Genomic DNA, 12,413 nt, shown 5'->3' on the forward strand with positions numbered 1-12,413 from the left:
TAGGGCATCAACAACGGCGTGGATTTTAATTCTTAAGCCTCATGGAGATCGGTCAATAGCCTGCTGAAGGCTCAATGTCATTAAGTTAGAACGCAAGGCCAAAAATCAAGAACAAGAGCAGGTTATCGAAAAGATAGCCCGCTCTTGTTTTGCATGAAAAAGAAAAAAAGAACTTGACAAGCAGAAGAAAGTGTGTAGCGAAGCCCCTTGGAAAAACAAGGAGGTTACGCCAATGAATGAGTACGCAAATTCGCTAAAAGAAACACTGACATCCCTCATACGTGAAATGTCAGCCGTACCAGCACCTTATGTCAAAAACCCTGAAAAGATTTTACCCGAAAGACCGCGAAGATTGTGCAACGAGGTAGGGCGGCTGGCGGCTATGGTTTATCGTTCCCCCATCCAGGGAAAAACCATTGTAATTGCCGATAGAGGTTATGAAAGTTATAACAATTTCGCGCATATGGAACTAAAAGGGTGGAACTACGTCATACGGGTAAAGGATTTGGATTCGAGTGGTATTCTTTCGAGCTTGCGCTTGCCTACTAGCGGAGAGTTTGATATGGACGTTCATCTGACACTCACAAAAAACAAACCAAAGAGGCCAAGGCTCATCCCGAGATTTCCAGGTTCGTCCCTTCCACGTCTACCAATGATTTTTGGATTTGCAGGAGAACTTGTTTTACCCGATTTCCTTTCGGGTTGTTCGTTTCGTCCTGCCGAATGGCGCTTATGAAACCGTCATTACGAATCTTTCTGCCACTGAATTCCCACCCGATGAAATCAAGTCCATTTATAACAGGCGATGGGGCATTGAAACCTCTTTCAGGGCATTAAAATATACCGTCGGTCTGACGAATTTTCACGCAAAGAGACGAGAGTACATCACCCAAGAGATTTTCGCAAGAATGATCCTGTACAATTTCGCTGAAATGATTAACTCGCACGTGTCATTTCCCAAATGGATAAACGGCACCCATACCAAGTCAACTTCACGGTTGCCGTTCACATTTGTAGACACTTCCTGCGCTCACGGGACGATGAACCCTCGCCTGATGTTGAAGCACTGATTCGCAAAAACATTTTACCGATTCGACCCATTCGCCCAGGGCAGAAGAATACGCGCAAAATCCGCTGGAAATCAGCCGTTAGCTTCGTCTACAGAGTAGCATAATTCGTTTCACATGAACATTTTTTAAGCGGATATTCCATCCTATTTATTTGCTGTACACTTTTTCCTTTCTTGCACCAAAAAACAAACGGCACAGGGCTTTTCCCCATGCCGTTTTGGATTCCATTTTTATTCCCTGTCTTATCTTTGAGCTTATCTTAATGATATTGACTGAAGGCTCCCCCCCTTTTTTTTGAGCCCGCCCCATGTTGATGGACACGCACAATTGTTGCATCAATCATGATGCTTTCAAAGTCGGAGTCAATCGAGACATGTTCTAAAATCCGGTCCCAAATCCCGGCAATTTGCCATCGGCGAAACCGGCTATAAACAGTGAACCAGGAGGCGTAGTATCCTGATAAATCTCACCAGGTTGCACCTGTTGTTGCCACCCACAGCATGGCATTCAACATCAGACGATGGTCTTTCGGGGGTCTCCCTGCTTGCGGTTTTCATTCCTTCGGCAGTACTTCCATGATTTTATCCCAATGGTCATCACGAATTTCGTATCGTCTCATCATACCTACTATTTACCTAATTTCCAAAGAATTATCGTTTCATTACACGCCCTAGTTTGGAGTGGTACAGAACCAGAAAGGCCGTCACTCCTGTTGGAGGATTCGATCCGATTGGATTGCCCAATACCTCGCTTTCAGAGTTTGGCTACAGTACCGGGTAAAGTACGGTATTGACCAGCAACTCATTGTTGAGAACATTGTTATAGTTCCCATTCATGCCGACATTGCCAATGGTCATTATTAGAGGGGTATTGCCTCTGAGTTGGTTGCACATGTTGCCGCAAATGACACGCTTGCTCTGGATGGCGCCGCCTACCTTTTGGCACGCTATAATATACGCCTGCTTGTAGCCGATCAAATCCGCTAATTAAAACCACTGCCCACGGCAATGAGCGAGGAAGATGTAAGGCTATTATCTTCAATGCGGTTATTGGTATCATATGATTTAACTGCATCATTAACATCCACAAAGATGTTATTTTCTAGGGCGCTGTACTGCGCTCTAGGATCCAAACAGATGCAAGTCTGCTCTTTACTTGCATTATCCGCCATTTCCTCAAACCTATTTTTATCGATAAGCACTCCCTGATTTTCCCAAGTCCCCCTTTACACTGTTCACCTGGATGACGTCCCAGATGCTTGTAAAATTTGCAATCGTGTATGCTTACGTTTTTGGCAGCGCCGATCTTGATGAGATAGTTATATTATCAGTGTAGGTTGTGGGAGTACCGGATTAACCTTGAGACAGATAAACATAAGCCCGTCGATCTCCACATCTTCGACATCGTAAATATCAAAGCACGATGATCCGGAGTTAACCAAGTAGTTAATCGTTGCTTTTCCGATATCCACAATTTCCAGAGTTCGAGAAACGCCAGATACGTGACGATAAAATAGCCCTTGACTCCAGCGTGTCTCCTTCTGCCAGGTCTTCAATAACCTCCTGCAGCCGTGGTGGTTGCGTCAGCCTCACTTGAGCTGCCGTTGACTATATAGTACTTTTTCCAATACCCGCCAACTACGCATCAGAAGATTAAATTTCAACTTTAATTAATTGGCTCAAACCCAAAATTAGCGATTGAAAACCGAAGCACGTTAAAAGAGGATAGAAATGGAAAAACATCTGCAAATCCTGTATTGTTGTAAGTCCTACCAAACAACAAGAAAAGGAAATGACAGATGCCACTCCAGTATATCAACGAACTGCTCGAATTACCAGAACTACAACTTCATAGTGTTCTCTCCATCAACTCAGCGAAAGTACATTAGAAGCCTCACTGGTAACCCACAAATAGCCCTGTCCGATCTGTCACTCCGAACAAGCGGTGAAGCGAGACGGCCGTAACACGCCACGCAAGATTCGTCATATCAGCATCTTTGGCAAGAAGTGCTTTTTGCACATTCCCTCACTGCGCTTGGCCTGTTCGCGGTGCAATATTGGGTTTGTTTGGTCGTATGCGTGGGTGAGCCCCAATGAACGATACAGCCACCTTTTCCGCACACAGACTGTGAATCAGGCGCTGGGCTCTACGGAAGCGCATAGCGCAAGAATACTAGATCTACCCGTCAGCACGGTTCAGCGTATGCATCAAGAGGCCTTGTCCGCAGAGAATGAGCGTCTAATGGAGCAGGCTTGGAGTCAAGCCAAAGACACGCCAGAACTGGTGCTCGGCATCGACGGCTTTGCGATCAACAAAGGGAACACCTACAATACCGGCATTCACGATCTTCGAGGCGAAACCATGTTAGACCTGCTTCCCGGACGAAAGCTGGACGTCTTGCGTGCGTATGCCGAGCAGCATCCCGATTTTTTGAACCTGAATCCCAAGGCGGTTGTCATGGATCTGGCTCAAACGTATCACACCTGAATCAACGAGTGTTTTCCAAAGGCGATTCGGATTGCTGACCGGTTCCACGTTCACGGTTATGTCATTGAGAGTGTCCAGGCGGTCCGAAAATCAGTGCAGTCTACCCTTTCCCCTCGGGCCAAAGTGATCTTGAAAGCCATCATCACCTACTGAATCCACCTGCAGATCCCTTACCGGAAAAGAGCCGAATTCAGTTAGATCAACTGATGGCAATTTCCCCGCTGTTACGTGAGGTATGGGAATGGAAAGAATCGTTCTCCTATTGGTATGACTATTCGCCGAATCTCCATGTTGCCAAGCTTGGTTTTATTCGTTGGTGCCAGCAAGGGAAGGCTTTCAGTATGAAGCGGTGCAAAACGCCTTGAAAACGATGCGTAACTGGGAAGAGGAAATCGTGAACTACCATCACTGCCTCTGGACCAATGCCACTGTGGAGAGACGGCATAATCGCATTAAAACGTATCAACGCCGGCACTATTTCACACGCAATCGTCGATGTTACAAAGCCGGTATTTAATTGAGTGTAATCGGCACCGCTTTTTAGGATGAAAATATCAACCGCTAATTTTTAGATTGAACCAATTAATTAATCCATAATCAAGTAAGATTGAAGGTACCTAATCATCATACGAAATCACTCCTTTCAGAGAGGTTGCTCGACACTTCCATTTTACAGAGTGCGATTTCTTATTGTGCTCTTAGAAAGCATTATCAAAACTTCAACAAGAAGATAGAGTGATCGTGAAAAAGTGGTAGCAGTTGCATTCGCTTTCCCACAAGGCTTATTTCGTTAAAAAAACTTGGACCACACTGAATTCCTTAGCAACTTCTATGCCTACTGTAGGTTCATAAGAGCCTCCTGTTTATATTACTGGCAATTCTACGATCGTCCCAAACCCATATCTTTGCTTATAATGCGGGGGTCATTGCCCCTACCAGCTCAAATAGGGTATTGGAGGCAGTGGAAGAACAGTTTTTGTGACGGGGTCTCCCCCCCCAAAAAAAATCCTACATTCTCCCGGTTACCGCCACCTTAAAATACCTAGAAAAATAGGCCAACCAGAAGTTACTGGGTGACCTAATAATACGAAAAAATGGTTGTCCCAAGCAGCCATTTCTTGGCTCCTAGGACAGCCCCGCTCTTTTGCTGCACAGTAACATCTAATTCGCATTGCTTAAATTGCGATCAAACTTAATTCTGTTCACTATCTGCACAACTATCGCCCCCAATAAAACACCGGCAGAATCAATGGCTACGTCATACAGTCTGCCGTCACGTCCAAAGTATAATTGGAGCAGCTCTGTCAGCAGGGCAAAAGCAATGGATGCAAGAATACTCATGACGGTACTCTTACTCCGTCTATAGAACAGGACTGCCAGCACAGCAAATCCCGTGAAATGTCCAATTTTCCTAAGAACATATCCAGAGTTGTACATTAAATCAAGACTAAAATCGAGTTTGGTCAGAACATGAAAATCAGGCCACCCCGACCAATGAAACGATGGAACGGTGCCGTTCACCCAAAAGCTGGAGTCAGAAGCACAGGTGAATACAAGCAACAGCATGGCCCATGCGATAAGCACAAAAGTTTTCATTACAATACCCACTTTCAAATTACAGTGTTTATAGTATCGCAGATTTGTAATCAAAAATCTAATTTTGCACATCCCCTGCAGCGTCAGCCTTAAAGAGCGAAGGTGACGCAGAGAACGTCTCGCCGGAGACTGCCGGCAGCCTCACATCCGCGGTGTCCGCGCCGAACAGGTGACGGAATACCTCTTCCACCGTCTCCACCGGAATGACCCGCAGAGGGGCGAGGTCGGCGAATAAGGATTGCCAGTTTTCTTTCGGAATCAGCACGGTAGTCGCTCCTGCCTGAAAAGCTGCTTCTACCTTGGCGATCACACCGCCGACTGGCTTTACACGGCCGTGAATCCCGATCTCACCGGTGATGGCAACAGTGTTGTCAACCGGCAGACGGCGGATTGCGGAGACGATGGCAACAGCCATAGCCACTCCAGCGGATGGACCGTCAATCGGCGTACCTCCGGGAAAGTTTACATGCAGATCGTAACGGTCCGGCTCCAAATTCATCGTGCGCAGGACCGTCAGCACGTTCTCTACAGATCCTTTGGCCATACTCTTGCGACGGATCGTACGCGATCCCCCGCCAATCTCTTCTTCATCGACCACACCGGTAACGTTTAGCCGTCCCTGACCGCTAGCAGGTGCAGCCGAAACTTCAATCTCCAGCAAAGTACCCATACCAGGTCCATACACTGCTAGGCCGTTGACTAGCCCTATCTGTGGCGATGACGGAATCTTACGTTCCGTCCGCAACGGCAGCTGACTGCTGCCAGCCACCCATTCTACGTCGGCCGCTGTTAAAGTATCACGTTGTTCGGTCAAGGCCAACCCTGCGGCGAGTTGAATCATATTGACGGCTTCCCGGCCGTTAGTGGCATATTGCTGCACCACAGTCACAGCTTCCGGGCTGGGCTTCAAGCCAATTTTCTGAATCGCATCACGACCGATCACGGCGATCTCATCAGGCAGCAAAGGACGGAAATAAATTTCCATACAGCGTGAACGCAGCGCCGGTGAAATTTCATCAGGAGAACGGGTGGTTGCTCCGACAAGACGGAAATCGGCTGGCAGACCATTTTGAAAAATATCATGGATATACGCAGGTGTATTGCTGTCCTCGGAATTGTAATAGGCACTTTCCAGCAGCACTTTGCGGTCTTCAAGAACTTTTAGCAGCTTGTTCATCTGAATGGGGTGAAGCTCACCGATTTCATCCAGAAAAAGAATCCCGCCATGCGCCTTGGTCACAGCTCCCGGCTTCGGCTGGGGCACGCCTGCAACCCCCATTGCACCGGCCCCTTGGTAGATCGGATCATGCACTGAGCCAATTAGCGGATCGGCGATTCCCCGTTCATCAAAACGGGCTGTAGTCGCATCAATTTCTGTAAATTTGGCATCACTTTTGAAGGGGGATAGCACATTCTTTTTCGCTTCCTCCATGACGACACGGGCAGCAGCAGTCTTGCCGACTCCCGGAGGTCCGTAAATGATAACATGCTGCGGGTTGGCGCTGCACAGCGCCGCCTTCAGGGCACGCAGCCCATCCTTTTGCCCGACGATATCTCCAATGGAGGCCGGACGCGTCTTTTCCGAGAGCGGTTTGGTTAAAGAAATCATCCGCATCTTCCGCAGCTTATCCAACTCCTTGCGCGACTCACGATCCACCGCCGTCTTATTGGTCTTCTGTCCCCGCAGCAAATTCCAAAAATAAACGCCGATAACCAGCGCGAAAAAGAGCTGCACGATCATCAGCAATATGCTCAATGAGCTTAATTCCATAGGTCATCCTCCCATTTCATTCAGTCTACCTGGTCTATACCGTTGGCTACTACTAGGTAGTATAGCCGTTTCGGTCATTCGTAAACGCAGTGGGGCAGTATTTATGAATAATTAACTAAATTTTGGATAAAAAAATCAGGGGTATGACCGAAGGCCAGATTGACGGGATGGTTATCTGAATTTTATAGCTGAATGTTACAGGAATAAATAAGTGGGTGATGTAGGAAAGGGTATGGGCGGATAAGATCGGTAAGGAGTTGGGCAATCGTAATGAGGGTCAGACGCGGATCGCCTTCGTGCTAATGCTGCACCTAGGGGCACGAGAGGCCGGATGATTGTCGTTGTTGAGGGTGATAGAGCGTTGCTGCTGACATATATTTAACCGTAGTTGCGATACGGACGTCCTCGCGTTGCTGCACATCGCTAGTCGTTGGTATGCGCCACTAAGGGTAGCTGTAACTTTGGGCGATTGTACGTTGATGCGACGTCCTCGCGTAGCTGTAACTGGGCGATGATACGTTGATACGGACGTCTTGGCGTTGCTGTGCCAACCAGTCGTTGATATGCACCACTAAGCGTAGCTGTAACTTTGAGCGATAGTTCGTTGATGTGACGTCTTGGCGTTGCTGCGGCCACTAGTCGTTGATGTGCACCACTAAACGTAGCTGTAACTGGGCGATAGTACGTTGATGCGACTTCCTCGCGTAGCCGCGGTCACCAGTCGTTGATATGTACTTCTAAATGTTGCTGCTGCGGGCCATACATTGAGCAGCCTCACAAACTTTTGAACAGACTTTTTACCAAAGGGAAATACCCCCTCTATTTCAAGTGATTTGTTCTTTATAGCTGAAATAGAGGGATATTCTCCCTATGTTTTTAAAGATTATTGTGGAATCAGCTTCTCCATTAAAAGTTAGCAGGGCAAATTCCCCGCAACTTGTAAGTACGGGCACATCACAGCAAATTTATAGGGTACATTTCCCGCTATCCCGTGAATTTAACTGTTCTTCGCTTACTAAAACCCTCCATCCTATTTCTCCATGTTCGACCACCACTTAGTTGCTGCACTCACTCTACTATTCCCAGTAACTGAGAACATTGCACGCCAGCTCATACCTTACCTTCCGGACACCATCGCCACGTTTTGTAGGCATCAGCCAACCTTTTTCACATAACTTATACAGCATGTGCCTGGCCGTTTTAGGATCGAGTGAGAAATATTCAGCTACATCCTGCGGTCGTACGGTTCCGGCCTGACGGATTACAAAACGCATAATTTCTCTTTCAACCAGCAGCAACTTCTCCACTGGAACAACTGGTGCTATATATCTGCTCAACACCATGCGCAGCAATGTAACACATAATTCAGGACGCCGCTCCACATCGTCGTAGGCAAAGGAGATGACTTGGTAACCCATTGCACACAGAAACGTTTCGCGGTTCAGCTCATTGCTATATTTCTGTCTGTCCATATCCTTTACATGTGCAGCATAACCTTTGATCTCCAACAGGAGTCTGAACGTTCCCGGCAAAAATGCAAAATCAGCAAAATAGGAACGGCCGCGCCAGTCCATGACTTCATATTCCGGATGAAGATCGCAGAAGTCACCACGCAGCGGCCACCATACATTTTGCAGAAATAATGCTTCGGCATGCCGATGCCCCCTCTCCAGCCTCCCCCTTCGCTCTCCGCTCCTAGAATCTAGATGATGCTGAATAAACTCTTCAATATTCGGCTTGTGATTCATATCCGCTAATCCCCCTTTGGTTATACAAAATAAAAAACGCCCCATTTCACCGCCGGATCACCCGTGGTGCAATGGGACGTTTTTCGCCACCTTGCTTGATGCTATAAAAAAATTAGGAACAACTATCTATACTTAGAGGGAAATACGCCCGCTATTATATCCAGAATGCTTGTTTCTCGAGCAATAAAGGGAATACTGCCCTTTAATTATTTCTAAATCTCCGAATCGTCCTAAGATGATTGAATTAAAGGGACGAATTCCCCCTATATTCTTCACTCCCTTGAATAATAACAAATTAACGGGAGTATTTCCCCTTAGTAAATTTAATTAGTGCAATTATAGTATAGCCAAACTGCAGAGCAACGAGTTCCAATCAGCAACTGAATGAAGGATGATTAGATAAAAGGAGTCAGCTTGTTCGACTGGTTAGAATAAGTTCTACTATTCTTCCGGAGTACCCACGCCTATAGCAGGAGCCAGTCCGGCATGCTTGCGGCCGGGGATTTCGCCCGTTGCTTCAAAGTGAGCGACAATGATGTCGATTTCCTTCTTCAGTTCGGAGACAAGCTCTGCCTCAGGAACCTTGCGGATCATTTTGCCGTAACGGAACAGCAGTCCCTCCCCACGGGCACCGGCGATGCCGATATCGGCTTCACGGGCTTCTCCGGGGCCGTTAACGGCGCAGCCCAGCACCGATACTTTGATCGGCACCTTCAGCTTGGAAATATACTCTTCTACTTCGTTGGCGATTGAGAAGAGATCAATGTCCAGGCGTCCGCAGGTCGGACATGAGATCAAGGTGGCAGCGTTGGAGATCAGACCAAAAGTCTTGAGCAGTTCACGCGCTACCTTCACTTCCTCGACTGGATCGGCACTGAGTGAGATCCGCACGGTGCTGCCGATGCCCATAGAGAGCAGTGCCCCGATACCTGCCGAGCTCTTCACGGTTCCGGCGAACAACGTGCCGGATTCTGTAATGCCCAGATGCAGCGGATAAGGAATGACTTCTGCCGCCTTGCGGTAAGCCTCAATAGCCATAGGCACATCCGAAGCCTTCAGGGAAACGATAATGTCATGGAAATCGAGTTCCTCGAGAATTCCAATATGATAAAGTGCGCTCTCGACCATAGCTTCCGGAGTCGGATAGCCGTATTTCTCGAGCAAGTGGTTTTCCAGCGAACCGGCATTTACGCCAATGCGGATCGGAATTCCTTTTTCTTTGCAGGCTTTGACTACAGCTTCCACCTTGTCGCGGCGGCCGATGTTGCCGGGATTGATCCGGACCTTGTCGATGCCGTTCTCAATAGCCAGCAAAGCTAGCTTATAGTTAAAATGAATATCCGCTACAAGCGGAATATGAATCTGCTTCTTGATTTCCTTGATCGCAGCAGCCGCTTCTTCATTGTTGACAGTTACGCGCACGAGTTGGCAGCCCGCTTCCTCCAGCCGCAGGATTTCAGCGACCGTAGCTTCCACATCAGCGGTTTTGGTCGTACACATGCTTTGAATAGCAACCTCATTGTTTCCCCCGATAATAACTCCGCCAACATTGACAGGACGGGTCTGGTGTCTCAAGAACATGGTTTTCTCCCCCATAACGATCAAAGCTCCACCCCCACCGCTCCCGCTTTGTGAAGCGGGATAGCGGCAAAAAGGTGGAGTCTGTGAATTGTATTGTTTAATTAGGCGCTTTCTTCCTTCTTCTTGTCTTTCTTGATGCCCAGCTCAGGCAACGCCTTCTCTTGAACGACCTGCTCCGTAATCACGCAGTCCTTGATGTCATCGCGTGAAGGAACCTCATACATCACATCAAGCATAATACTCTCTATGATTGCACGCAGACCACGGGCACCCGTGTTACGTTTGATGGCTTCCTTAGCGATGGCTTCAAGCGCCAGCGGTTCAAATTTCAGCGCGACATTGTCCATTTCCAGCAGCTTGATATACTGCTTGGTGAGCGCGTTTTTCGGCTCGGACAGAATGCGTACCAACGTATTCTCATCAAGCGGCTCTAGCGTGGAGATTACCGGCAGACGGCCGACAAACTCAGGAATGAGACCGAATTTGAGCAGATCTTCAGGCAATACCATGGACAGGTATTCGCCTGTCTTCAGGTCCTTTTGACCTTCAACAGCAGCGTTGAAGCCGATGACTTTTTTGCCGATACGGCGTTTGATCATTTGCTCCAGACCGTCAAAAGCACCGCCAACGATGAACAGGATGTTCGTCGTGTCGATTTGGATAAACTCCTGGTGAGGATGCTTGCGTCCGCCTTGCGGTGGTACGGAAGCTACAGTACCTTCCAGAATCTTCAGCAGGGCCTGCTGTACACCTTCACCGGAAACGTCGCGTGTAATGGACGGATTCTCGGATTTGCGTGCTACTTTATCAATTTCATCAATATAGATAATACCGCGTTCGGCTTTTTCCACATCATAATCCGCAGCCTGGATCAGCTTCAGCAGAATATTCTCAACATCCTCACCCACATAGCCCGCTTCCGTAAGGGAAGTGGCATCTGCAATAGCAAAAGGAACGTTGATAATCTTCGCCATGGTCTGCGCCAGCAGCGTTTTACCCGAACCTGTTGGACCGAGCAGGAGAATATTGCTCTTCGTCAGTTCAACGTCTTCGATCTTGCTTTGGCTGTTCACACGCTTGTAGTGATTATATACAGCAACGGAGAGCGATTTCTTCGCCTGCTCCTGGCCGATTACGTATTGATCAAGAATATCACGGATTTCTTTTGGTTTCGGGATATCCTTCAGGTCCAGTTCTTCCTCATGGCCGAGCTCTTCCTCCACGATTTCCGTGCACAGCTCGATGCATTCGTCACATATATAAACACCAGGTCCTGCTACAAGCTTACGAACCTGCTCTTGTGATTTGCCGCAAAAAGAACATTTCAATTGCCCTTTTTCATCATTAAATTTAAACATCTTACCACCCCTTTAAGATATGATCGGTGAAGAGAGTACCTGGTCAATAAGCCCATATTCCTTCGCTTCTTCCGCGCTCATGAAGTTATCGCGGTCCGTATCCCGTTCGATTTTTTCAAGGGGCTGACCTGTGCGATCCACATATATTTGATTCAGCTTATGTCTAGTCTTGAGGATCCAGTCTGTGTGAATCCAGATATCGGATGCCTGCCCTTGAACGCCGCCGAGCGGCTGATGAATCATGACCTCACTGTTGGTCAGCGCGTATCTTTTGCCCGGAGCTCCAGCAGTAAGCAACAGCGATCCCATACTGGCTGCCATTCCTACACAAATCGTAGAAACATCGGGTTTGATGTATTGCATCGTATCATATATACCCATGCCGGCTGTCACAGAACCACCAGGCGAGTTGATGTACAGGTGAATGTCTTTTTCGGGGTCATCTGCTGCCAGGAACAACAACTGGGCAATAATCAGATTGGCGACATCATCGTCAATTGCATTGCTCAGGAAGATGATGCGATCCTTCAGCAATCTGGAATAGATATCGTATGACCGTTCTCCCCGACTTGTGGATTCCACAACCATTGGTACCAGACTCATGCCACCAACCTCTTTTCTCTATACAGATTAGTCTTTCCGTTCAGAAATATTTTAACACGTTCAAGGCGGTATGTCATTTTTTCACTGCTGAGGAAATCCGCATTGGTCATGTGCCTGCCATTATAGCGCAATTTCAGACACATTGCCAATCCTCTGTTCGGTTATGTACCTCCAAACGCCAGCACCCGATAAAAATAAG

General features: G+C 47.6%; 9 protein-coding genes and 1 pseudogene. 3 read left to right on the forward strand and 7 right to left on the reverse strand.

The window, feature by feature from the left end; translation table 11 throughout:
* Positions 1–232 precede the first annotated feature (232 nt).
* Together MHI45_RS11695 and MHI45_RS35165 are read left to right on the forward strand one after the other, a co-directional pair.
* On the forward strand, positions 233–736 hold the full coding sequence (locus tag MHI45_RS11695; RefSeq protein ID WP_144024312.1) for a transposase: 504 nt from the start codon (positions 233–235) through the stop codon (positions 734–736).
* On the forward strand, positions 678–1,070 hold the full coding sequence (locus tag MHI45_RS35165; protein WP_076110722.1) for a transposase: 393 nt from the start codon (positions 678–680) through the stop codon (positions 1,068–1,070). Before MHI45_RS11695 ends, MHI45_RS35165 begins: the two co-directional genes overlap by 59 nt.
* A 982-nt stretch (positions 1,071–2,052) precedes the next feature.
* Here MHI45_RS35165 and MHI45_RS11700 read toward each other — a convergent pair.
* Entirely contained in the window at positions 2,053–2,271 is a 219-nt protein-coding gene (locus tag MHI45_RS11700; RefSeq protein ID WP_076110723.1) for a hypothetical protein, read from the reverse strand.
* Positions 2,272–2,868: 597 nt separating this feature from the next.
* Between MHI45_RS11700 and MHI45_RS11705 the strand changes: the two are divergent.
* Positions 2,869–4,106: pseudogene (locus tag MHI45_RS11705) on the forward strand (ISL3 family transposase).
* 612 nt (positions 4,107–4,718) lie between these two features.
* Here MHI45_RS11705 and MHI45_RS11710 read toward each other — a convergent pair.
* The 6 genes from MHI45_RS11710 to clpP all read right to left on the reverse strand — a co-directional run bounded on the left by MHI45_RS11710 (position 4,719) and on the right by clpP (position 12,214).
* Entirely contained in the window at positions 4,719–5,153 is a 435-nt protein-coding gene (locus MHI45_RS11710; RefSeq protein WP_076110725.1) for a VanZ family protein, read from the reverse strand.
* Between the two features lie 58 nt (positions 5,154–5,211).
* Entirely contained in the window at positions 5,212–6,924 is a 1,713-nt protein-coding gene (lonB, locus tag MHI45_RS11715; RefSeq protein ID WP_076110726.1) for an ATP-dependent protease LonB, read from the reverse strand.
* Positions 6,925–8,000: 1,076 nt separating this feature from the next.
* On the reverse strand, positions 8,001–8,672 hold the full coding sequence (locus tag MHI45_RS11720; protein ID WP_076110727.1) for a type IV toxin-antitoxin system AbiEi family antitoxin domain-containing protein: 672 nt from the start codon (positions 8,670–8,672) through the stop codon (positions 8,001–8,003).
* Between the two features lie 441 nt (positions 8,673–9,113).
* Complete coding sequence (ispG, locus tag MHI45_RS11725) at positions 9,114–10,253, reverse strand: flavodoxin-dependent (E)-4-hydroxy-3-methylbut-2-enyl-diphosphate synthase (RefSeq protein WP_076110811.1); 1,140 nt, start codon at positions 10,251–10,253, stop codon at positions 9,114–9,116.
* Positions 10,254–10,354: 101 nt separating this feature from the next.
* Entirely contained in the window at positions 10,355–11,611 is a 1,257-nt protein-coding gene (clpX, locus tag MHI45_RS11730) for an ATP-dependent protease ATP-binding subunit ClpX (RefSeq protein WP_038595826.1), read from the reverse strand.
* Between the two features lie 12 nt (positions 11,612–11,623).
* Positions 11,624–12,214, reverse strand: a complete 591-nt coding sequence (gene clpP / locus MHI45_RS11735) for an ATP-dependent Clp endopeptidase proteolytic subunit ClpP (RefSeq protein WP_038595829.1) — start codon at positions 12,212–12,214, stop codon at positions 11,624–11,626.
* Positions 12,215–12,413 lie beyond the last annotated feature (199 nt).

The sequence above is a fragment of the Paenibacillus sp. FSL H3-0321 genome, assembly GCF_038002865.1.
In the GTDB taxonomy this organism is placed as follows: domain Bacteria; phylum Bacillota; class Bacilli; order Paenibacillales; family Paenibacillaceae; genus Paenibacillus_AQ.

What these genes read in the sequence shown, in the direction of transcription:
- MHI45_RS11695 (WP_144024312.1), top strand. Translation starts at nt 233, where the DNA reads ATGAATGAGTACGCAAATTCGCTAAAAGAAACACTGACATCCCTCATA.
- MHI45_RS11710 (WP_076110725.1), bottom strand. Translation starts at nt 5,153, where the DNA reads ATGAAAACTTTTGTGCTTATCGCATGGGCCATGCTGTTGCTTGTATTC.
- lonB (WP_076110726.1), bottom strand. Translation starts at nt 6,924, where the DNA reads ATGGAATTAAGCTCATTGAGCATATTGCTGATGATCGTGCAGCTCTTT.
- MHI45_RS11720 (WP_076110727.1), bottom strand. Translation starts at nt 8,672, where the DNA reads ATGAATCACAAGCCGAATATTGAAGAGTTTATTCAGCATCATCTAGAT.
- ispG (WP_076110811.1), bottom strand. Translation starts at nt 10,253, where the DNA reads ATGTTCTTGAGACACCAGACCCGTCCTGTCAATGTTGGCGGAGTTATT.
- clpX (WP_038595826.1), bottom strand. Translation starts at nt 11,611, where the DNA reads ATGTTTAAATTTAATGATGAAAAAGGGCAATTGAAATGTTCTTTTTGC.
- clpP (WP_038595829.1), bottom strand. Translation starts at nt 12,214, where the DNA reads ATGAGTCTGGTACCAATGGTTGTGGAATCCACAAGTCGGGGAGAACGG.